17 protein-coding genes, 2 tRNA genes and 3 pseudogenes are annotated in these 22,838 nt (G+C 53.0%); 6 read left to right on the top strand and 16 right to left on the bottom strand.

Annotation, left to right across the window (positions count from 1 at the left end; genetic code table 11):
* Nucleotides 1-24: 24 nt before the first annotated feature.
* Complete coding sequence (gene recQ / locus AC07U6_RS18625) at nt 25-1,857, bottom strand: ATP-dependent DNA helicase RecQ (protein ID WP_494764212.1); 1,833 nt, start codon at nt 1,855-1,857, stop codon at nt 25-27.
* Between the two features lie 321 nt (nt 1,858-2,178).
* Nucleotides 2,179-3,069 (bottom strand): annotated as a pseudogene (gene pldA, locus AC07U6_RS18620) (phospholipase A).
* Between the two features lie 170 nt (nt 3,070-3,239).
* On the opposite strand from pldA, the gene AC07U6_RS18615 reads away from it, so the two are divergent.
* On the top strand, nt 3,240-3,710 hold the full coding sequence (locus AC07U6_RS18615) for a thioesterase family protein (RefSeq protein WP_494764213.1): 471 nt from the start codon (nt 3,240-3,242) through the stop codon (nt 3,708-3,710).
* Nucleotides 3,711-3,713: 3 nt separating this feature from the next.
* A complete protein-coding gene (gene rarD, locus AC07U6_RS18610; RefSeq protein ID WP_494764214.1) occupies nt 3,714-4,613 on the top strand; it encodes an EamA family transporter RarD in 900 nt (299 codons plus the stop codon).
* Here rarD and AC07U6_RS18605 read toward each other — a convergent pair.
* From AC07U6_RS18605 to AC07U6_RS18550, 12 genes and pseudogenes are all read right to left on the bottom strand, one after another.
* A pseudogene (locus tag AC07U6_RS18605) lies at nt 4,593-5,168 on the bottom strand (AbrB family transcriptional regulator); the annotation flags it as partial. The gene rarD and the pseudogene AC07U6_RS18605 overlap by 21 nt on opposite strands.
* Before the next feature lie 186 nt (nt 5,169-5,354).
* Nucleotides 5,355-6,308 (bottom strand): magnesium/cobalt transporter CorA, encoded by a 954-nt coding sequence (gene corA / locus AC07U6_RS18600; protein ID WP_494764215.1) that lies wholly within the window; start codon nt 6,306-6,308, stop codon nt 5,355-5,357.
* A 147-nt stretch (nt 6,309-6,455) separates the two neighbouring features.
* Nucleotides 6,456-6,512, bottom strand: coding sequence for a YsgD/CorL family protein (gene ysgD, locus AC07U6_RS18595; protein WP_370348498.1), 57 nt, complete (start codon nt 6,510-6,512; stop codon nt 6,456-6,458).
* A gap of 78 nt (nt 6,513-6,590) precedes the next feature.
* Entirely contained in the window at nt 6,591-8,753 is a 2,163-nt protein-coding gene (gene uvrD, locus AC07U6_RS18590) for a DNA helicase II (RefSeq protein ID WP_494764581.1), read from the bottom strand.
* Between the two features lie 56 nt (nt 8,754-8,809).
* Nucleotides 8,810-9,526 carry a 5-amino-6-(5-phospho-D-ribitylamino)uracil phosphatase YigB gene (yigB, locus tag AC07U6_RS18585; RefSeq protein WP_494764216.1) on the bottom strand — a complete coding sequence of 239 codons (717 nt, stop codon included), beginning with the start codon at nt 9,524-9,526 and terminating at the stop codon, nt 8,810-8,812.
* The gene (xerC, locus tag AC07U6_RS18580) at nt 9,526-10,434 is read right to left on the bottom strand and encodes a tyrosine recombinase XerC (RefSeq protein ID WP_494764217.1); all 909 of its coding nucleotides are present in this window, start codon (nt 10,432-10,434) and stop codon (nt 9,526-9,528) included. The genes yigB and xerC overlap by 1 nt, the downstream gene beginning before the upstream one ends.
* Nucleotides 10,431-11,141: a DUF484 domain-containing protein gene (locus AC07U6_RS18575; RefSeq protein ID WP_494764218.1), complete on the bottom strand. Its 711-nt coding sequence runs from the start codon at nt 11,139-11,141 to the stop codon at nt 10,431-10,433. The genes xerC and AC07U6_RS18575 overlap by 4 nt, the downstream gene beginning before the upstream one ends.
* A complete protein-coding gene (gene dapF, locus AC07U6_RS18570; RefSeq protein WP_494764219.1) occupies nt 11,138-11,962 on the bottom strand; it encodes a diaminopimelate epimerase in 825 nt (274 codons plus the stop codon). The genes AC07U6_RS18575 and dapF overlap by 4 nt, the downstream gene beginning before the upstream one ends.
* A 27-nt stretch (nt 11,963-11,989) precedes the next feature.
* On the bottom strand, nt 11,990-12,190 hold the full coding sequence (lptM, locus tag AC07U6_RS18565) for an LPS translocon maturation chaperone LptM (RefSeq protein WP_494764220.1): 201 nt from the start codon (nt 12,188-12,190) through the stop codon (nt 11,990-11,992).
* Nucleotides 12,191-12,667: 477 nt separating this feature from the next.
* Complete coding sequence (locus AC07U6_RS18560) at nt 12,668-13,090, bottom strand: hypothetical protein (protein WP_494764221.1); 423 nt, start codon at nt 13,088-13,090, stop codon at nt 12,668-12,670.
* 877 nt (nt 13,091-13,967) lie between these two features.
* Nucleotides 13,968-14,448 (bottom strand): annotated as a pseudogene (locus AC07U6_RS18555) (Hcp family type VI secretion system effector).
* Nucleotides 14,449-14,899: 451 nt separating this feature from the next.
* The gene (locus AC07U6_RS18550; RefSeq protein WP_494764222.1) at nt 14,900-17,455 is read right to left on the bottom strand and encodes a class I adenylate cyclase; all 2,556 of its coding nucleotides are present in this window, start codon (nt 17,453-17,455) and stop codon (nt 14,900-14,902) included.
* Between the two features lie 298 nt (nt 17,456-17,753).
* On the opposite strand from AC07U6_RS18550, the gene hemC reads away from it, so the two are divergent.
* The 4 genes from hemC to hemY are packed head-to-tail and all read left to right on the top strand — an operon-like array spanning nt 17,754 to nt 21,830.
* Nucleotides 17,754-18,695, top strand: a complete 942-nt coding sequence (gene hemC / locus AC07U6_RS18545; RefSeq protein ID WP_494764223.1) for a hydroxymethylbilane synthase — start codon at nt 17,754-17,756, stop codon at nt 18,693-18,695.
* Entirely contained in the window at nt 18,692-19,441 is a 750-nt protein-coding gene (gene hemD / locus AC07U6_RS18540) for a uroporphyrinogen-III synthase (protein WP_494764224.1), read from the top strand. Before hemC ends, hemD begins: the two co-directional genes overlap by 4 nt.
* 56 nt (nt 19,442-19,497) lie before the next feature.
* On the top strand, nt 19,498-20,637 hold the full coding sequence (gene hemX, locus AC07U6_RS18535; RefSeq protein WP_494764225.1) for a uroporphyrinogen-III C-methyltransferase: 1,140 nt from the start codon (nt 19,498-19,500) through the stop codon (nt 20,635-20,637).
* 2 nt (nt 20,638-20,639) lie between these two features.
* Nucleotides 20,640-21,830, top strand: coding sequence for a protoheme IX biogenesis protein HemY (hemY, locus tag AC07U6_RS18530; protein WP_494764226.1), 1,191 nt, complete (start codon nt 20,640-20,642; stop codon nt 21,828-21,830).
* 776 nt (nt 21,831-22,606) lie between these two features.
* Here hemY and AC07U6_RS18525 read toward each other — a convergent pair.
* Together AC07U6_RS18525 and AC07U6_RS18520 are read right to left on the bottom strand one after the other, a co-directional pair.
* A tRNA-Pro gene (locus tag AC07U6_RS18525) sits at nt 22,607-22,683 on the bottom strand.
* 76 nt (nt 22,684-22,759) lie between these two features.
* Nucleotides 22,760-22,836: transfer RNA gene (locus AC07U6_RS18520), tRNA-Pro, on the bottom strand.
* Nucleotides 22,837-22,838 lie beyond the last annotated feature (2 nt).

The raw sequence follows: 22,838 nt of genomic DNA, 5'->3' as shown, positions 1-22,838 counted from the left end.
GTTTCGGCCCGTTTGCTATTACTGTTACTCGTCGTCTACGCCGTCCACATGATCCTTAATCATCAACAGGAACGGCCTGCCAAATCGTTCCAGCTTCTTATGGCCAACCCCGTTGATGCTCAGCATTTCTGAAGCCGTCAGCGGCATCTGCTCAGACATTTCAATCAGTGACGCATCGCTGAACACCACATAAGGCGGAATGTTGTCCTCATCGGCAATCGCTTTACGCAGCTTACGCAGTTTGCCAAACAGCTTGCGATCGTAATTGCCGCCCCATGATTTCTGGCTGCTGCTGCGCGGTTTTGCCGTCACCAGCCTTGGTACTGCCAGCATCAGCGGCGCCTCTCCACGCAATATCGGCCTGGCTGCTTCTGTCAGCTGTAGCGCCGAATACATCGCGATATTCTGGGTAACCAGACCAAGATGAATCAGCTGACGCAGCACGCTGGTCCAGTGTTCGTTACTGTGCTCACGGCCAATGCCGTAGACCGGCAGCTTGTCGTGCTGCATATCGCGGATGCGTTGGTTATTCGCCCCGCGCAGGATTTCGACAATATAGCCCATGCCGAAACGCTGTCCTACGCGATAAATACAGGAAAGCGCCTTCTGCGCCTCCACCAGCCCGTCATAGCGGCGCGGCGGATCGAGGCAGACATCGCAGTTTCCACAGTCCTGCTGCCGCCCTTCGCCGAAGTAATTCAGCAGCACCAGACGGCGGCAGGTTTGCGCTTCAGCAAATGCGCCCATGGCATTGAGTTTATGGCGCTCAATATCCTGTAGCTGCCCCGGCGCTTTTTCTTCCAGGCAGCGGCGCAGCCAGGCCATATCCGCCGGATCGTAAAGCAGCAGCGCTTCCGCCGGCAGGCCATCTCGACCGGCGCGGCCGGTTTCCTGATAGTAGGATTCAATATTGCGCGGGATATCGAAATGCACCACAAAACGCACGTTGGGTTTATTGATCCCCATGCCAAACGCCACGGTGGCCACGACGATCTGCAAATCGTCACGCTGGAAGGCTTCCTGCACATGCGCGCGATGCGCGTTGTCCATTCCGGCATGATAAGCCCCCACGCTTAATCCGCGGCTTTGCAGACGCGCGGCGGTATCTTCCACTTTAGCGCGGCTGTTGCAGTAAATAATACCGCACGCACCTCGCTGATCCTGCACATAGCGCAGAAGCTGCTCGGTAGGTTTAAATTTTTCCACCAGCGTATAGCGAATATTCGGGCGATCGAAGCTGCTGATCTGAATCAGAGGATCGTCTAACTGCAACAGGCGAACGATATCGTTACGCGTGGTTTCATCCGCGGTGGCGGTCAGCGCCATCACAGGTACATTGGGGAGCCTTTGTCTTAACTGCCCGAGCGCACCGTATTCTGGGCGGAAGTCATGGCCCCACTGTGAAATACAGTGTGCTTCGTCCACCGCCAGCATCGCCGGATTCCAGTGCATCAGCTGGTCGAGGAAGTTATCCATCATCAGGCGCTCAGGGGCGATATACAGCATGCGTACTTTGCCAGTACGGCAACCCACCATCACGTCCTGCTGCTGCTCACGGCTTTGCGTGGAATTCAGGCAGGCCGCAGACACGCCGTTTGCCAACAGCTGATCAACCTGGTCTTTCATCAGTGAAATCAGCGGCGACACAACCAGCGTTAACCCATCGCGAACCAGCGCAGGGATCTGATAACACAGCGATTTACCGCCACCGGTCGGCATAACCACCAGACAATCACGTCCGTCGAGCGATGCCTGGATAATCGTTTGCTGTCCCGGACGAAACTGCTGATAGCCGAAGGTATCGCGAAGTACCTGCTCTGCCAGCGTCTCATTATTGATTACTGCTGCCGTAGACACATTGTCCCCAATCTGAAGTGGTGTGAAGCGCTACCGGGCACTGACTGCCCGATGGTGATGCCGGAACCGACGGTTGAACGAGACTCAACCACAGCGAAGAATGATAACTCATGTCCGGAGCAAGATCTGGATTATCGCGAGCATTTTGCTGATTTGCGAAGCGATTCGCGCTGTTTTGCTGTGTGAATTTTAATCGATGGCTCGATCTGTGAAACGGGCTGTAAATGGAATACTGCCGTGTTTAGCCGCCCGGTTTAGCGGGCGAGCGTTGCCTGCCAGAGGGTTTAATTCGCCGGGCAAGCGTACCCGGCGAAGATAAAATCAGAAAAGGTCGTTAAGCGTCACGCCCACGCCAACGCGAGTCTGCCGATGGTTATAATCGATCAGCGATTCACCGTAGCCGCTAAAGACCTGGGTATAAAAGCGCACGTGCTCAGTCATCGGGTAACTCCAGCCCAGCTCCGCGCCGCCGTAGCCGTAGCCGCTGTTCCAGTTGTAGTTACTTTTCACGCTGAAGATGCTGTCCCCCATCTGATAGCCCAGCGTCAAACGCTAATATCCCATGTATTTGGTGATATCCGGGTTATCGTCGTTGCTTTCGCTTTCCGGTAGGCGGTACCAGGGTTTCACTTCCACCAGCCAGTTGCCGTTTTGCGCCATCAGTCGGGCATAAACCCGGTTCCAGCTGCGTGAAGTTGGGTCGGAACGCCCGTTCGACTGATGGTTCAGGCCGGTTTCTACATCCCGCAGTGTCCAGCCGCCAAGGCTGTAGTCGGTTGCCCAGCCAAGGAAAATCTGCGGCTCATAGTTGGTTTCACGGAAAGGTGATGATGCCCCCGCTCCACGGTTGGAGAGTTGCCACCAGGATTTCTGCGTGTAGGAGGCCGCCAGCACGGAATTATCGCCCAGGATGCCCCGCCACAGCGGGAAGGCCAGACTCAGCTGAAACTTCACCTCATCGTGCCTGGCTTCATTACCCCAGTTGTAGGACTCAATTGCTTCCCGATTGATATTACTGGTGTAGGTATAAAGCAGATAGTTGCTCTCGTAGGGATAGAGAACAAACGGGTTATCGTGTTTTTCCAGCAGGTTAGCAATGATGCTACCGGGAACTTCAGGTCGGTCGTGAACTTCTTTTAGCGTCGCTTCCTGTGCCAGCGCAATTGTCGGAACCAGGAGTACTGTTGCCAGCAGTCCTTTCAGCAGAGCCATAATTTACTCCCGGTAGGGAGATATGAAGATAAAAGCACGCCATTCTACACATAAAGTGCTGCCCGCTTTAGTGCTGTTTTCTGAAAGTGGAAAGCACTGCCAACGAAGCATAAAATACTCACCTCTTTAACCTTTGATTTACTTTTCCCCGGCTTTACAGGATCACAATAATGTCAGCGTTACTTTTGGATCAGGCGGCAGCACGTCGGCTGATTGGCGAAATTTTTGTTTATGATATGCCCTTCAACCGCTCACTCGGGCTGGAGCTGGACCGCCTTGAACCGGACTTTGCTCAGCTAAGCCTGGCGAATCAAACCATGCTGGTTGGCAACTATGCGCAGAAAATTCTGCACGGTGGGGTGATTGCTTCGGTGCTGGACGTTGCGGCGGGTCTGGTCTGCGTCAGCAGCGCGCTCACCCGCCAGCAAAGCATCACCGAAGAGGAGCTTCGCCAGCGCCTGTCGCGCATGGGCACTATCGATCTGCGCGTAGATTACCTGCGCCCAGGGCGCGGCGAGCGCTTTGTCGCCAGCAGCAGCCTGCTGCGCGGCGGCAATAAAGTCTCCGTAGCCCGCGTTGAACTCCATAATGATGCCGGTGTTCACATTGCCAGCGCTACCGCTACCTATATGATTGGTTAAGAGATGAATCCACAACAAACACGTCAGGGCGTGCTGTTTGCGCTGGGAGCGTACTTTATCTGGGGCGTGGCTCCGGTCTATTTCAAACTGATTCAGCAGGTGCCCGCCGGGGAAATTATGACCCACCGGGTTATCTGGTCCTTCTTCTTTATGCTGGTATTAATCAGCGTCAGCCGCAGCTGGCGTAATATTCGCGCCATCGCCGCCCAGCCGAGAAAGGTGCTGCTGCTGGCCGTGTCTGCCGTGGTGATCTGTAGCAACTGGCTGTTGTATATCTGGGCGGTTAACAATCACCATATGCTCGAAGCCAGCCTCGGTTATTTCATCAACCCGCTGCTGAACGTGCTGGTCGGCATGCTGTTTCTTGGTGAACGCTTCCGCCGCTTACAATGGCTGGCAGTGGCGCTGGCCGCCTGCGGCGTGCTGGTACAACTGTGGAAGTTTGGCTCTGTGCCCGTTATCGCACTTGGGCTGGCGACGACGTTCTCGCTGTATGGTCTGCTGCGTAAGAAAATTGCGGTGGATGCACAAACCGGGATGCTGGTTGAAACCAGCTGGCTGCTTGTGCCTGCTGCCATCTATCTGTTCGGCATTGCAGACAGCCCCACCAGCCACCTCGGCAACAATGCAGCGAGCCTGAATGTTCTGCTGGTCGCAGCCGGGATTATCACGACTATCCCTCTGATGCTGTTTACCGCCGCGTGCACACGTTTACGTCTCTCAACCGTGGGGTTCTTCCAGTATCTTGGCCCCACGCTGATGTTCCTGCTGGCCGTACTGTTCTACGGTGAACAGATGACGGCAGATAAAGCTGTCACCTTTGGCTTTATCTGGGCGGCACTTGCCTTGTTTATCGCAGACGCACTCTGGACGCTGCGCCGCTCATCGTCGCGCATAGCGTGAGAGAAATCTTGCCATTGCCGGGCCGGTCAGCAGAATTGAGAAAAGGCGTAGCGTCTGCCTTGCCATCACAAAGGCCAGATCGACCCGGCTACCGGCGGCAATAATCGCTACGGTGTCCAGCCCGCCAGGGCTGGTCGCCAGATATGCGGTCAGCATATCGACATGAAGTAACCGAGTCAGCATCCATGCCATCGCGCCACACAGCAATATCAGTCCGATAATCGATGCCACCATTTGCGGTAAAGTGCGCAGCGCCAGCAGGAATACCGGGCGAGTGAAACGCAGGCCCACCGTCCAGCCAATCAGCGCATAGGCCGGCGCCAACAGCCATTCAGGTACCTGTAGCGTCACCGTACCGCTGGAATGCAGAGTGGCCCCAATCAGTGTGGGTAGCAGCAATGCACCCGAGGGGATGCGGAATTTCTGACCGAGCACGGCCCCCAGCACGATAACGACCAGCGTCGCGGCAAATCCCAATCCCAGATGCGGGAACCACTCCAGCCCGTTGGCCTGCACGCTATCCCCAAGACTGATACGCGCCACGATCGCGGCGGCAGCGATGTAATGAGCAGCAGCACCCACTGATCTCGCAGGGATAACCGTTCCATAGAGTGAAGCGATCTCAGCTGAAATAAGAATTTACAGATTACCCGCCGCACGGGCGGAGTACCAGATCGTGAAACATTTTGAGAGAGAGTTAAGATCGACCCAGCCCGATAAATCAGGCTGAGCCTGCGGCAATCAGAGCCAGTTTTTTCGCTTAAAGTAGGCGTACGGCGCCAGCCCGGCGAGGATCATCAGGGTAATGGCTCCCGGATAACCAAAGCTCCACCGCAGTTCCGGCATAAATTCAAAGTTCATCCCGTAACTGGAGGCCACCAGCGTCGGCGGCAGGAAGACTACCGAGACTACCGAGAAGATTTTGATAATGCGGTTCTGTTCGATGTTGATAAAGCCCATCGCCGCCTGCATCAGGAAGTTAACCTTCTGGAACAGCGATTCGTTGTGCGGCAGCAGGGATTCGATATCCCGCAGGATTTCGCGCGCCTGTTCCAGCTGATTAGCCGGCAAACGCGCTTTACGCACCAGGAAATTAAGGGCGCGCTGGGTATCCATCAGGCACAAACGCACCTTCCAGCCAATATCTTCCAGCTCTGCCAGCGTAGACAGCGCGGAGTCAAACTCATCGCCCTGCTGCCCTTCCATGATCACCCGGCTGAGCTTTTCCAGATCGCTGTAGATATTTTCAATCTCGTCGGCCAGCTGTTCAATTTTGGTTTCAAACAGGTCCAGCAATAGCTCGTAGGCATTACCGTCGGTCAGAACCTGATTGCGCGCACGCATGCGGTAAAGACGGAAGGCGGGCAGCTCGCGCTCGCGCAGGGTGTATAAACGCCCTTCGCGAATGGTAAACGCCACCGTTGAGTTACCGGCGTGATCTTCAGCATCTTCAAAGAAAAAGAAGGAGTGGATGTGCAGGCCGTCTTCGTCTTCGAAGAAGCGTGCCGATGCTTCAATGTCTTCCAGTTCAGGACGGGTGGCCAGGCTCTGGCCCAGCTCGGTCTGGACGCGGTCTCGCTCAGCTTCTTCTGGCTCGATCAGATCGACCCAGACGGAGCCGGTCAGCTCTTCACTGGCATCATCCAGATCAAGACGGGTCAGACGGCTCTGGTCCAGTTTAAATGCGCTCAGCATAGCAATACTCCCAATTCGCAGTGACTAGTGGGACAGAGCGCTTGAACACGGGAAACATGCGTTTCAGTCAGCGAACAGTACTGACTCAGAGCGACGGGAAATACGGTCGCCAACAACCACGAAGGCTATCGGCAAAAGAGGATAGCCTTAGGAGTTGTACCTGGTGTGCAGGTCAGTGAGCCAGTATCTACTGGGTGTGTCCAAGGCGAATGTCCTCTTAGGGTAATGGTGGGCGCATGTTACGCTGAGACGAAAAAGGCGTCAAGCGGGTCCACCTTTTCATCACAGCGCTTCCAGCTTCGCGTACGCGGCAACCAGCCATTTGATGCCTTGCCCCTGGAACGCCACCTGCAGGCGGCTGTGTTCACCGCTGCCTTCCAGATTCACAATCGTACCCTCACCGAACTTGGCGTGAAGAACGCGCTGCCCCAGGGTAAAGCCGCTGTCGTTTTTCGCTACCGGCGTACCCATACGCTGATGGCTGACCGGGCGGCTGACGCTGGCACGCAGGCGTACCTCTTCAACGCACTCTTCCGGCAGTTCGCCGACAAAGCGTGAAGGGCGGTGATAGACTTCTTTGCCATACAACCGGCGGGTTTCCGCGTAGGTCAGGGTCAGCTTTTGCATCGCGCGAGTGACGCCAACGTAGGCCAGACGGCGCTCTTCCTCCAGGCGGCCGCCTTCATCCAGCGACATCTGACTGGGGAACATCCCCTCTTCCATGCCGACGATAAACACCTGCATAAACTCCAGCCCTTTGGCTGCGTGCATAGTCATCAGTTGAACAGCGTCCTGCCACTTGTCCGCCTGCCCTTCGCCCGCCTCAAGCGCAGCATGGGACAGGAAAGCCTGCAGCGGCATCAGGTCTTCATCTTCATCCTGATAGCTGTACTGACGGGTGGCGTTAACCAGCTCTTCAAGGTTCTCAACGCGTGCCTGGCCCTTTTCGCCTTTTTCCTGCTCGTACATCAGCCACAGACCGGAATCTTTGATCACCCGGTCGGTCTGCACATGCAGCGGCAGCTCGGTGGTTTCCTGCGCCAGCGAGTCCACCAGCTCAATAAATCGTTGCAGCGCCGAGGCAGCACGCCCGGCCAGCGCTTTCTCCTGCAGCAGCGTGCGTGAGCTCTGCCACATGGTCAGCTGACGCTCACGTGCAGTCTGGCGCACTACGTCGAGGGTGCGATCGCCAATACCGCGGGTTGGCGTATTGATGACGCGCTCAAAGGCGGCATCGTCATTACGGTTCGCAATCAGACGCAGGTAGGCCAGCGCATCCTTGATTTCCTGACGTTCGAAGAAGCGCATGCCGCCATAAATGCGGTAAGGCATGCTGGTTTGCAGCAGCGCCTCTTCCAGTACGCGCGACTGGGCGTTGCTGCGATAGAGGATCGCGCAGTCATTCAGCGCCCCGCCGTTTTCCATCCACACTTTGATGCGATTAACCACAAAGCGGGCTTCATCCAGCTCGTTAAAGGCACAATAGAGGGCAATCGGTTCACCGTCGCTGCCGTCGGTCCACAGCTCTTTGCCCAGACGGCCATTGTTATTGGCGATCAGGGCATTGGCCGCTTTCAGAATATTGTTGGTAGAGCGGTAGTTCTGCTCGAGGCGAATGGTTTCCGCACCCGGAAAATCGTTCAGGAAGCGCTGGATGTTCTCGACCTGCGCGCCGCGCCAGCCGTAGATGGACTGATCGTCATCGCCGACGATAATCACCTTGCCGCTGTCGCCGGCCAGCATGCGAATCCACGCATACTGAATGTTATTGGTATCCTGGAATTCGTCCACCAGGATATTGGTAAAACGTTCGCGGTAGTGATTAAGAATATGCGGCTTGTTTAACCACAGTTCGTGCGCGCGCAGCAGCAGTTCGGCAAAGTCCACCAGGCCGGCACGATCGCAGGCTTCCTGATAGGCCTGATAGATGCGTAACCAGGTCTGTTCAATCGGGTTGCCGTAGCTCTCAATGTTTTTCGGACGCAGCCCTTCATCTTTTTTGCCGTTGATGTACCACATGCCCTGGCGAGCGGGCCACTGCTTCTCATCAAGATTCATCGCCTTGATCAGACGCTTCAATAGCCGAAGCTGGTCTTCACTGTCGAGGATTTGAAAATCCTGCGGCAGGTTGGCATCCAGATGGTGAGCGCGCAGCAGGCGATGAGCGAGCCCATGGAAGGTACCAATCCACATTCCCCCCTGGCTGGTTCCAATAAGCTGTTCGATGCGGTGGCGCATCTCAGCGGCCGCTTTATTGGTAAAGGTCACCGCCATGATGGAGTAAGGGGAACAGTTTTCAACCGCCATCAGCCAGGCAATACGGTGAACCAGGACGCGGGTTTTACCACTGCCGGCACCCGCCAGCACCAGCAGGTTGCTGCGCGGCGCGGCGACGGCTTCGCGTTGTTTGTCATTCAGGCTGTCGAGCAGATCGGAAACGTCCATAAGCACCATCGGGGTAGAGGGCGGCACGCCGCCCTACTGGTTATTTAACCAGTTTATTATAACAACGCAGTCAGCGATGCCAACTGAGAAATCTCCAGCGTTGGGAGCAGACGCGCATCATCGATATGCATCAGATTACCACCGCACAGATTGATCCAACACGCCTGCATCCCGCAGCGCACTGCGCCGGCAACGTCGGTGGTGAGATCGTCACCCACGTGTAAAATGCTTTCCGGTGCCAGATTCAACCGTTCTGCGGCAGTGTGGTACATATCCTGATACGGTTTGGCACGGCCATCAGGGCCCGCACGCAGGATAAACTGGAAGTATTTATCAAGGCCAAACAGATGCGGTTCAGCGTTACCGTTGGTGATCGCCACCAGAGGAATACGCTCTGCCAGTGCCGCCAGCGTGGCATGGTTTTCATCAGAGATAGTTATTTTGCTGCGCCATTCTGCGAACACCGTCATCACTTCACGCGAACCGTCGGCTGCCTGCGCGGGTGCCAGCCCTACATCCAGCATCGACTGCTCAACGGCGCGACGCCGCCACTCGCTGACATCATGATAAATTTCCGGCTCGGCAAGCAGCAGACGCTGACGCACCTGCTGGTACTGCTCCACGCTATAATCTTTTAGCGCCGGATGATGGGCCTGTAATGCGGCGTGGGATTCTTTTGTGGTTCGCGCAATCACCGGATAATTGTCGTACAGGGTATCATCAAGATCGAAGGTCATCGCCGCAATCGGACGCGGTGGTCGGTAAAAATGCATCAGGTCTTTCCTCGTTTCGCACGGGGATGTGCAGCGTCGTACACGGACGCCAGGTGTTGGAAATCAAGATGGGTATAAATCTGAGTGGTCGCCAGGTTGGCATGACCAAGCAGTTCCTGCACCGCGCGCAGATCGCCGCTGGATTCCAGCATGTGCGTGGCAAACGAGTGGCGCAGTTTATGGGGGTGAACATGGCTGGAAAGCCCCTGTTTGATGCCCCATTCGGCAAAGCGCTTCTGCACGTTACGCGCGGAGATACGTTTGCCCAGCTTAGACAGAAACAGCGCGTTGTCCTGCGGCGAGAAGAGTTCGCGCAGCGCCAGCCAGTTTTCCAGCCACAATACCGCCGTTTTTCCCATCGGCAGGCGGCGTTCTTTACTGCCCTTACCGGTTACCCAGACTTCGCCGGACGCCAGCTCAAGATGGTTTACGTCAATGCCGGTCAGTTCAGAAAGACGCAAACCGGCACCGTACATCACTTCCAGCATTGCGCGATCGCGCACCGCCAGCGGATCGTTCAGATCGATTTCCAGCAGTTGGTTAACTTCATCGACATCAATGTTCTTTGGCAGGTGCCGTGGCGCACGCGGCGTGGCAACGCCTTTCGCCGGATTGGCCTGAATCGTTCCCTGGCTAATCAGCCAGTCGAGGAAACTGCGCAGTGCGGAGAGCCGCAGAGCCAGGCTGGCAGGCTTCAGTCCGCTGCGGCTGCTGCGGGCGGCCAGCGTACGAACCAGCGCAGCGTCCAGCCGCGGCCATTCAGTGACCTTTAGCTCCCCCAGCAGCTCAACCACCACCGTCAGTTGGCGACGATAGTTAATCAGGGTCAAGGGGCTGAGCTGGCGTTCAACTTTCAGGTAACGCAGAAAGCCCTCTACGGCAGGGAGCAGGGGCGATTCACTGCTCACGCGCGCTCAATCCAGCGCGACAGCAGATCGGGAAGCATCAGCGACAGATGCTGGAGCAGAGCCGTTCCCATGCCGGACTGATAATGCTGCTTATCGCGGCTGCTGAAGATAAGCACACCGAGATCGCCGCGCTCGCCAAGCAGCGACATCGCGACCGATCCCACGGCTTTTGCCTGCGGGAGCAACAGCAGCAGTTCAGGGCCGTTCAGATTGCCGAGATAGTGATTTTCTTTGCCCAGGCGCTGAATGCGCACCGACTCAAAAGACTGCCGTGGAAGTGCCAGCTGGGTGAAATCAGACGGTGCGCCAATGCGCCATTCTTCACTAAACAGACGAATATTGGCCCCCGCCAGACCCAGCTCGCGCGCCCACAGATGCAGGCGATTCAGCATGTCCTGCAGGCTTGAAGCCGAAGCAAGTCGTCCCTGTAGAGTGAACAGGCGTTCGAACAGCTGCTGGTTGGCGCTGGCCTGTTCCATCAGCAGGGTGATTTCTTCTTCCAGCTGGTGAATATGATTTCGCTGACGCGCCAGCTGCCACTCAACCAGCGAGACCGTACCGCGGATCGGATGCGGTACTGTCATCTGCTCAACCTGGCGGGCATTGCGAATAAAGAAGTCTGGATTTTGGAGCAGGTAATCGCCGACTGCGCGATCGTCCAGCAGTACTTCACTGCTGTCCTGTTGTGGCTCCCCGACAGTTTTCATAGATGAATAAACCCGTCATAAACGTGAGTGGCAGGCCCGGTCATAAACAGCGGATGCCCCGGCCCTTTCCAGGCGATGTTTAACGTGCCGCCCGGCAGGTCAACCCGCACTTTTTCTGACAGTAGACCCTGCTGAATACCCACCGCGACCGCTGCACAGGCTCCACTTCCGCAGGCCTGGGTTTCGCCCGCACCGCGCTCATAAACCCGCAGACGAATGTGCTCACGGTTGGCCACTTCCATAAAGCCGACGTTAACGCGTTCCGGGAAGCGCTCATGGCTTTCCAGCACCGGCCCCAGCGTTTCAACTGCGGCGGTTTTCACGCTATCTACCTGCAGTACGCAGTGCGGGTTACCCATCGACACCACGCCACACATCACGGTCTGTTCTGCGGCCCGCATCAGATAAATGTTTTCGGCTTTGTTCGCGCGGAAAGGTACCTGCTGCGGCTCGAAGTTAGGCTCGCCCATATTCACGCAAACCAGTTCATCCTGATTCACGCTCAGCACCATACGACCCGTTTGTGTACTAACACGAATATCGCTTTTATTGGTCAGACCTTTTAAGCGAACGAAGCGGGCGAAACAGCGCGCACCGTTACCGCACTGAGCGACTTCGCTACCGTCAGCGTTGAAAATGCGGTAATGGAAATCAAGATCGGGATCGTAAGGCGGTTCAACGATCAGCAACTGATCGAAGCCGATCCCCAGATTGCGATCCGCCAGCCGACGGATCAGCTCAGGTGAGAAGTAAACGTTTTGCGTAACGGCATCGACCACCATAAAGTCATTGCCGAGACCGTGCATTTTCGAGAACTGCATTTTCTGCTCCGCCGAGTGTGTCATAGTTTACTGGACCGGTTTAACATCCTGCCCGGAGGTCGTGGCAGGAGATGACACGCTGCTGCCGGACTGCGTCGGCGAAGAGGTCTGAGTGGCCTGCGGTTTGCTCGTTTCGTCTGCCGGGAAATAGAGCGGCCCTTTGAGTCCGCATCCCGCCAGGCTGACAACGGCAAGTAACATTGCCAGCTGGAAAATAGCTTTTTTCATTCTCATTCTGCTCGTAAAAGATACCCGTTGCTGTCTATCATCGCAGGTGAAGTGCTAAAAGCAACAGGAAAAGCGACAGCAGTGGCCTGCAACCTTAACTTTTTGTGACGATATCAAACGCCAGCACGCCACTGCTGTTACCTGCTTTAATGATTTTCGGCAGAATGGTTCTAAGCGTGGGTACTAACCGCTTTTTTCTCCCCGGAGAGGCTGTAGTCTGTGCTGTTCGAGCTTATCCAGCAATAGCTGCATTTATTGCATCAGGATTGAATATTGGAAGGTCCGTTATCGCTCAATATCATTCATACTAACAACTCAGTTATGAGCTTGCTTAATATGTCTAAATAGCCTACAGCCACCGGCTTTCAAATAATTCTCTACTTGCTAAACGTAGAGAATTGATCAGGAGGTTTGGCCTTAACAGGGTAACCTGAATGCGATACTGCAAGAGCGATAACTGATTACGATAAATCAATATCAGTTTACCAGACTCTTAATTATAGCTATAAATCTATCTTCGCCACGTAATCCAATGGAGCGTATAATGGCCTTATCTATTTTCTCACCAATCAGGAAATAAAGCATTTCCATATTATTTGAATACAAAATCTGATATAGTCCGGGAGATAACTGGCGTAATTCCCTGGCTGCGAGTGCTGCTGTTTGAACTTTTCCGTAGAAGGATGCAGCAGTAACTATTGCAAGAGAATATTTATTAATGTGTGTTAAAATTTCATTTTTAAAACCAAATGAGTTAACCACTAAAACGGATAAACTATAGGACATCGTTGTTTTTGTTAATTTACCTCCACTATATCCCATCAGTACTTTTGTTAGCTTCATGTCGATAGAACGGATTCCTGCGTTGCTTTCCCTTTTTAGCTCATCTTCGATATACATTTGAATGATATCTGCAATAACATCCCTTCTTTTATATATTTCGAATATTGATTTAATAAATCGGATATCTTCGACTTTTAACTCCGAGCATATACCCTCTTATTTATCAAAAAGGCAAGAGCTATACCATGATGCCCTCTCAATCCCCGCATTTACATCATCCAGCACGCTTTCGCTGTCTTTGTCTACCCCGTTTATTGCTCGATCAAGGGCGATTGCAGCATCTCTCTCATTTGTCGTTCTGTGTTTTATTATTGATGATATATACATTGATGGAACTCCTTTTTTATGATAAAAAGGTCCAGCATTAATAATATCATGGAGATGAGTGTGTTGAAGGGAAAAAAATTAAAATTATTTTTTTTTGGCTTTGTTTATAGTTGTGTCTGTAGTTGTTTTTAGATGCTTCTCTTCGGATTCTATTATATCTAAGCTGAACTACCTTACATTTATAGGGTTAACCCCTTCGTTTGATTTATTGGTTGAGTTTTTACTTATTCTATCACTCGTTCTGTCTGTTTTTTTGTATTATATCATTTCTGCTTTTTCCAGGGATAAGGCCAAAAAGTGAAAGATTGGTTTCGCTATTTTTTTAAAGATACATTGTCATATTTATTTGCATGTGTCTTTGTTATTTTTTTGTTTATCCTTTACTATTTTTTCATTCCTGATTATTGGTTTTTATGTAGTATTTTTACGATAGTAATCGCGGGTGTTATTGATGTTATTTTTTATATAAAAAATGATAGAGAATAATGTGAATTTTATTCCCACTAAAACGGAAGCCGAAAAAATAATGCAAGAGAGTTAATACTAAAAAATTGTTTTTCATATAAAGAACTATTGAAAATATTGTATAAGTCGGTAAATATATCTATCAATACACCCTATCTTCCCAGAGACTATAGGTACTTGTTCCTACCATTACATGTTCCCAAGTGATAGACTCATATTTAAATGAAACGCTTTCATCAGATTGAACTTCATTATGTGTCATTGAGTTAGGGCTAAACATTCTAATTTCACTTAACGTAGAACCCGTTAGTTTTATCTTAAAGAAAATCTCCAGACCGCCAGATGGATTCATTCTGTAAAAAAACAAATTCACACGTTAGACGTTCATTTTGATTCATTGCCAGGGCTAAGAGTGGTGATGCTTTGTCTATCGGCTTCTTGATTTGGATAGGGTGGAGTTGAACATTGCTTTCACGTGTCATAAGATTTAGTAGTTCAAGGATAAGGATTTAATCTTCATGCCCCTTCTGATATTTATTTCCTATGGAGTCAAGAGTTGAACATCCGGCAGAAATAAGCCCTTGCTTATCACCATTAATCGTTGCATATATAATATTAGCCATGTAACTCTCTTACATTTAGTGCATAAAACCCTATAATACATAGTGTGTATTTTATAATCCAGTATCAAGTTCATCTTTTTATCACTTATGAAATTTTATCTTCTGGAACCTTTTCAACAATATTAATTTAATAGATCTTAATAATTGCGAAATATAATATGTATAATGTTTTATCCAAAAAACGGCAGACATTACAGACAAAGAAATATTGCGGCGTACCCTTTCGCACCTGAATACTCCAAATCTGACGTGCTCGATGGAACCTGTTATAAATACACGTACACGTACACGTACACGTACACGTACACGTACACGTACACGTACACGACTAGAATACTAAAAACCTGGAGCCTGGCCCAACAGACCAGGCGTACATTGTTGCAGCCAGTTTGGACACAGGCAGCGCGGAAAAACCGCAACGTACACGCAGTACGTGAGGATTGACAGGCTCTTAATGCATCTGATAGCGCTGGGGATAATCGCCACTGATTTCACTGTTCGGCACGGCAGCGCAAAGCTGAGTCAGTGTCTGGCTGCGGAAGGGAATCACCTGGAAGCGCTCTTCAACCTGCACAATTTGATAGAACTGCGGCAGGTTAAAGTTAATAAAGCTGGAGCCGTAGGTGAAACGATCGTGCGACGACGAGTAGAAACGGCTGACGTCGCGCACCAGCTCTTCCTTGCTGCCTTCACAGTGGTGATAAACCTCAACCCGGTTGGTTTCGTCCAGGATATAGATATTAAACCCGTGATCGTCGTGCGTATCTTCGAAGAAGAACTGGATAATGCCTTCACTGGCATAACCATTAACGACAGCCGGTAACCGGGTCTGATTAGTTTCAACCTTCAACGACAGGCCGTGAAGCTTGTTGTTGGAGATCGCACCGTAAAATTCAACGGCATTTTCCAGCTTCTGTACCGAAACGCTGAGGCGCTCAAAGAACAGTCCCCATGTCTGCCCCGCCACGCGCAGCGCTTTGAAGCGGCCGGGCTCCTGGCGGGTGCTGGAAAGGCGCAGCTCAATACACTCTGAGACCAGCTGCTGAACGCGGGTACGGATCAGGCCACGCAGGTGCTGACTGTAGCAAAAGACCTCTACCGCATCCGGCGGCGAAGCGTCCTGATGCATCTTGCCCAAAATGGTCTTCAGCGCTTCGATCATTGCCTGCTCGCCGTTGAAGTGCAGCGTACGCACTTCATTCCACGAGTTGCGGTACAGCAGATCGACGCTGCCGACCAGACACTGTTGCTCAGCGCCAAAGCTGAACACATCCAGCTTGCGGAAATCAAAGTGAACCACCTGATTACGGAAGGCCGAAGTCGGGTCGTATTCCAGGTTAACGATGATCGCCAGGTGGCGGATCTCGCAGGGGCTGTAGAGCGCTTTTGGCGTGGGTGCTGGCAGACGTAACGGAAAATGGTGCGACACATCAGCAACCAGCTCCTGCAGGCGGGCGAGATCACAAACCTCATTGCCCTTCATATGCAGCCGCGTTTTGCTGGTCAGCAGACCGTTAAACCACGCCCAGGCCACCAGTTTGTTCAGATAGCGGTTATATTCCAGCGGCTGATGGCTGATGATTGAACTCATGTCCGGCGACTGATTGTACAGATACCAGCCCGCGCGGTTGGCGCGACCGTTTGGTACATGGATAAAGGTCAGATGCTGCTCGGACAGATCGGGGGAGATCTGTGGATTTATCAGCGTGACCTTACCCGGTAACGCTTCGAAAGCGGCGTAAAGCTTACGCGTTAATACGCCAATATCCTGCGGACTGGCGCTGACGCTGAGATTATTACGGCGCGCGAAGCGGATAAGGTTGCGATAGCTCTGCATCATCGCATCCAGCAATTCATTGTGGGCCTCGCGCACCCGGCCAATCTTCCAGTCGGCCCGGCTGTCCAGTACCTCAAGACGCTGCGTATCCCAACCCCATTCCGTCACCAGCTGGCTGAGAATTTCCCGACGCCAGCCGGAGTGCTCCGTCTCCTGAGACAGCTTCTCACACACTTTGAGATAGAAACATCGACGTACCAGATCGAGACGAGCATGATCGTCAATGCTGATCAAATAGCGCGTCACTCGCTCCAGCATCATGCAGTACGGGTCCAGACCGTAGGAAACGATCTCGCCATCGTGCAGGCGCTGTTTAATGTCCATCGCCAGCAGGCGTGTATCCGGGTATTCCCACGAATACGCTTCCAGCAGCAGCGTTTTCAGTACGGCCTTATAAGGCGAATCAATGCTTTTATACAGCTGCCACAGACTGGCACCAAAGTACTCTTCCGCCGACAGCGTACCCAGACCACCGAGATCCAGCCATTCATTCGGCGTCAGCACGCCCTGCTGATACAGCGACATCACATAGTCGTCGTAGTGCTCTTCTTCCTCACGCGGCACCATATTCCACAGAATACGTTTCCCCGCCATCCGTACCGCCGTGCGGTAAAACTCATCCAGCAGCAGGATATGTTGGGTAGAACCGCAGTCCTCACCGCCGAGGCTGCCACTTTCATTGTGGCGGAAGCGGTTCTCATCAATCAGGAAGAAGCTGACCTCAACGCCCATCGCCGCGCACCAGTTCTGTAACTGCGTGCATTTTTTCTGCAGGGCCAGACGCTCTTGATTGTCCAGCCAAGACTGGTGGCAGACCCAGATATCAAGATCGGAGGTAGCATTTTGCCCGACGGAAGAGGTGCTCCCCATGGAATACACCCCGGTAATCGGCATTTCACCGCATGGGGGGGCAGTCACGGAGCTGCCTGACTTCACTTGTAAATCATTAAGATAGACAAGCTGATTTTCATCAGGCGTATAGAAGCTGATGCCATGTGGAACGTTACCCTCAAGGTAACCCGGCATCAGCGGATGATGATAATGTAGTAAGGTCGGCAGCAGACTGTAAACCTGTTGGAACGCAGGTCCCATCGCAGCCAGTGCGCGATCGACGCGCAGCTGGTTAATGGCATCCAGTCTCTGTTTCAGTGTCTCAATGTAGAGGTACAAGACGTCTCGCCTGATTATCCCAGTGCTTACACCCTTAGAGAGAAGGGTATACAAGAACTCTTTTTTCCAAAATCTGCCATTTGCTTTAAAAATAGTCGTGCAGATTATTGCTGGAAACGTGATCAATCTAACATCAGACAGATTGACCGTAAAGAAAGTTGCGCTAGTTAACAGTTTAGCACATTTTTCCGCCAAACCATCGCGATGCTTCTCCAGACGACCGTTTAAATGCGATTCACTGACAGCCTCCGCGGTTAAATGATAGGATAATCAATGAACGATCAAAACGGTATTAAGCATGTCAGACAAAATTTTAAGAATAGCAACCAGACAAAGCCCTCTTGCCTTATGGCAGGCAGAATATGTACAGCAGCGCCTGATCGCCTGCCATCCGGGGCTGCGCGTTGAGCTGGTGCCTATGGTGACGCGTGGCGATGTGATCCTTGATACCCCACTGGCTAAAGTGGGCGGTAAAGGGCTGTTCGTCAAAGAACTTGAGCAGGCAATGCTCACCGATCGCGCCGATATCGCCGTGCATTCGATGAAAGATGTGCCGGTTGAATTCCCGGAAGGACTGGGTCTGGTGACTATCTGCGAGCGTGAAGACCCGCATGATGCTTTTGTCTCTCATCATTATGCTTCCGTTAATGCACTGCCACACGGAGCGATTGTTGGCACCTCAAGCCTGCGCCGTCAGTGCCAGATTAGCGCGCGCCGTCCGGATCTGGTGATCCGCTCGCTGCGCGGCAATGTCGGCACCCGCCTGGGCAAGCTGGATGCGGGTGAATATGATGCCATCATCCTTGCTGTGGCCGGTCTGAAACGCCTTGGGCTGGGCGATCGAATCCGCCAGGTTATGCCCGCTGAAGAATCGCTGCCCGCCGTCGGCCAGGGTGCAGTGGGCATTGAGTGCCGCCTTGACGACGCAGAAACCATTAACCTGCTGGCTGCACTGAATGATGCAGATACCGCCTGCCGGGTCCGTGCCGAGCGCGCGATGAATACCCGGCTGGAAGGCGGCTGCCAGGTGCCGATTGGCAGCTATGCGGTGCTGGAAGAGGATCAATTATGGCTGCGTGGCCTGGTCGGTTCACCGGACGGTAGCCGGATGATTTGCGGCGAACGTCGAGGCCCGCGTGGTAACGCCGAGCAAATGGGGATCTCATTAGCAGAAGAGCTGCTGGATAAGGGTGCCCGTGAAATTCTGACCGAGGTCTACCAGGGACACCCGCCAGCATGAATATCCTGGTCACCCGCCCGTTACCGGCCGCTGACCAACTGGTTAGCCGGCTGCGCAGCTACGGGCAGGCAGCCTGGGCATTCCCTTTGATCGAATTCACTCCGGGGAGGCAGCTCAACCTCCTTCCCGCCCGGCTTGATGCACTTCGGGCAGGCGATCTGGTTTTTATCCTTTCACAGCATGCCGTTAATTACGCTAATCCGGCGATAACGCAGGTTGGCAAGACCTGGCCCGCCAGTCTGAACTATTATGCTATAGGCCGTAGTACAGCGTTGGCGATGCATGCAGTAAGCGGGCTCCCAATCACCTGGCCGCACGAGCAGGAAATCAGTGAAGTTTTGATCCAATTACCCGAGCTTCAGCAGGTCGCCGGCAGGAAAGCGTTGATTCTGCGCGGTAACGGTGGCCGTGAATTGCTGGGGGAAACTTTGCATAACCGTGGTGCTCAGGTAGAGTTTATTGAATGCTATCAACGCTGTGCAAAGCATTATCACGGTGCTGAAGAAGGCCGCAGATGGCGCGATCGCGGGATAGATACGCTGGTGGTGACCAGCGGAGAAATGCTGCAACAGCTTTACGCCCTGTTTCCCGCTATAGACCGGGAGGCATGGTTATTGCACTGTCGGCTGGTGGTCGTCAGTGAACGTTTAGCCACTCTGGCCAGGGACCTGGGCTGGGCGAACGTCAGTGTCGCCGGGGGTGCCGATAATGACGCGCTGCTGCGCGCACTGGACTTATACTCTTAAGATTTCGCGAGCGGGAAGATTAAGGTATATCAAACTTAAATATGGGATGAGCCATTATGACGGAACAAAAAGATTCCTCCGCCATGGTTGAAGACGTTACCCCTGCGGTTAAAGACTCAACCTCCGGACAGCCGCCTTCGGATAAATCAAAAAATCACGGCACCGTTTTAGGCGCGGTGGCCATTGCCATTGCATTAGCGCTGGGTGCCGGCCTGTGGGTGAATGGCAAACATCAGACAGCTCAACAGGAAGAAGCGCGCCAGGCGCTGGCAGTCCAGATTGCTGATTTACAACAGCAATCTACCCGCGATAAACAGTCGCTGGTCGAGCAGCTTTCAACGCAAACCAGGGCACTGGATACGGCTCAGCAACAGCAGGCAGCCCTTAGCCAGCAGTTGGACGAACTGAAACAAAAAGTAGCCACTATCTCCGGTAATGATGTTCACACCTGGATGCTGTCGCAGGCGGATTATCTGGTCAAACTGGCCGGCCGCAAGCTGTGGAGCGATCGGGATGTAACAACGGCTGCAGCGCTGCTGAAAAGTGCCGATGCCAGTCTGGCCGATATGAACGATCCAAGCCTGCTTGACGCACGCCGTGCGCTAACTCATGACATCAGCACCCTTTCTGCACTCAGTCAGGTTGATTACGACGGCATCATTCTCAAGCTAAACCAGCTGTCTAACGGCATTGATAACCTGCGCCTTGCCGATAATGATAACGACGATGCTCCGATGGATGCGAACAGCAGCGAACTGTCATCATCTCTACGTGAATGGCGGCAAAATCTGGTGAAAAGCTGGCATAACTTTATGGATGACTTTATTACCATCCGCCGCCGCGATACCACTGCCGAACCGCTGCTGGCACCAAACCAGGATGTTTATCTGCGTGAGAATATCCGTTCACGCCTGCTGATCGCCGCACAGGCCGTTCCGCGCCACCAGGATGAAATCTATAAGCAGTCGATTGATACTGTGTCCGGCTGGGTTCGTGCCTGGTATGACACTAACGATGCGAATACCAAAACCTTCCTCGATCAGTTGGATGAACTCAGCCAGCAAAGTATCTCGATGGATGTTCCTGACTCACTGGAGAGCCAGCCGCTGCTCGATAAGCTGATGCAGACACGTGTGCGTAATCTGCTCACGCAGCCCGCTGCGACTCCGGCCACTCCACAGCCGCAGGGAGAATAACGATGTTAAAAGTTCTTCTACTGTTTCTGCTGTTGATTGCTGGTGTTGTTCTCGGTCCAATGATCGCGGGTCATCAGGGCTACGTGCTGATTCAGACCGATAACTGGAATATTGAAACCAGCGTGACCGGCCTTGTGATTATTTTGATCCTGTCACTGCTGGTGATCCTCGGCATTGAGTGGCTACTGCGTCGCATTTTCCGTACCGGAGCTCGCACTCATGGTTGGTTTACCGGCAGGAAACGCCGTAGCGCGCGCCGACAGACCCAGGCGGCGCTGGTGAAACTGGCGGAAGGCGACCATCAGCAGGTTGAGAAGCTTCTTTCGCGCAATGCCGATCATGCAGAACAGCCGATGATCAACTATCTGCTGGCTGCCGAAGCGGCACAGCAGCGCGGTGATGAAGCCCGCGCCAATCAGCACCTGGAACGCGCTACCGAGCTAAACGATGGCGATCCGCTACCGGTGGAGATTACCCGCGTACGTATTCAGCTGGCGCGCAATGAAGATCATGCCGCGCGTCACGGAATCGATCGTCTGCTGGAAATCGCCCCGCGTCATCCGGAAGTTCTGCGTCTGGCAGAACAGGCTTATATTCGTACCGGAGCCTGGAGCGCCCTGTTGGATATTCTGCCCGCGATGGAGAAAGTGAAGCTGGGCGATGACAATCACCGCCTTGCTCTGCAGCAGCAGGCCTGGCTGGGTCTGATGAATCAGGCAATGGCCGATCAGGGCAGCGATGGTCTGAAGCGCTGGTGGCAGAATCAGAGCCGCAAAACGCGCCATGAAACCGCACTACAAGTGGCAATGGCGGATCATCTTATCGTCTGTGATGACCATGAAACCGCGCAGCAAATCGTGCTGGATGGCCTCAAACGCCAGTATGATGAACGCCTGGTTCTGCTGATGCCGCGCCTGAAATCCGGCAATCCGGAACAGCTTGAAAAGGCGCTTCGCCAGCAGATCAAGCAGCATGGTGCCACGCCGCTGCTCTACAGCACGCTGGGACAATTGCTGAGGCAGCACGGCGAGTGGGAGCAGGCCAGTGAAGCCTTCCGCGCCGCGTTACAGCAGCGGCCTGACGCGTTTGACTATGCCTGGTTAGCAGACACGCTGGACCGCCAGCACAAGCCGGCAGAAGCTGCGGAAATGCGGCGTGATGGTTTGCTGCTAACGCTGAAAAATAATCCCTGAGCGACCGTTGAAAGCACCACTGACTCATCATTCTGGCGCTGGTGTTAGAGAGTTGATCAAACCGCTATCTTTCTGAGATAGCGGTTTTTTTTCGCTTCAGGCAAAAAAAACACCTGCCCGAAGACAGGTGTAACGATCAGGTCGGTTAAGACAACCGATTGGTACCCGACTCAACGTTGTGCCCTGGATTCCAATAAGGCGTTAGCGATATTGGCTGGCTGGACAACGGGTACCGTAAAGTGGCTCTGCGTCATTCCCAGGTTTATGAAGCCTAAGCAAACATAAGAGGTGGAATGAGCATCTACATATATAGTTTTGCACAGCCTGTGCCAGAATGGCACTTCCATAATTCCTAATATTCTATGCATTTGATTTTAATCATCTTTAAATTCATTTCGACCATCACAAACGCCTGACCGGACGTCGTCAAAAGTAGACAGCGACCTTGCCAGGCGTCTCTAAATGGAGACGATCAATACATATTTGAGTAAACTATTTTAAAAACAATGCATTACATGTCTCAAAATGGAGACAAAAAGCAAAATTATGGAGAACGGCCAACATCATTGGATAGGGGAGTATTTGTGAGGAAGAGAGTGTGCAAACTGCTGGCTCAATCAGGTGTAGGTGATATACGGATGTTTATCGCCCGGGTATTCGATAAATAGTGGTGTGAACGAAAATGGCAGGTAATATTAAGAAGGGGGGAAACCGTCGGATAAAAATGGCTAACTCACGGCGAAAAAAAACCTGCTTTTTCAAGCAGGTTTCTTAAGTGGTCGGCGAGAGAGGATTCGAACCTCCGACCCACTGGTCCCAAACCAGTTGCGCTACCAAGCTGCGCTACTCGCCGAACTGTACTATCTTACTGCATCACTTAAAACCCTCAGGCTTTAAGCAAAAACCCCACTACTGCAGGATTTTAAAATTGGTCGGCGAGAGAGGATTCGAACCTCCGACCCACTGGTCCCAAACCAGTTGCGCTACCAAGCTGCGCTACTCGCCGAA

This window comes from Erwinia sp. GW821-FHT03D09, from assembly GCF_059420805.1.
Note: the sequence above shows the minus strand (reverse complement) of the source record. Positions and strands in the feature narration are given on the sequence as shown.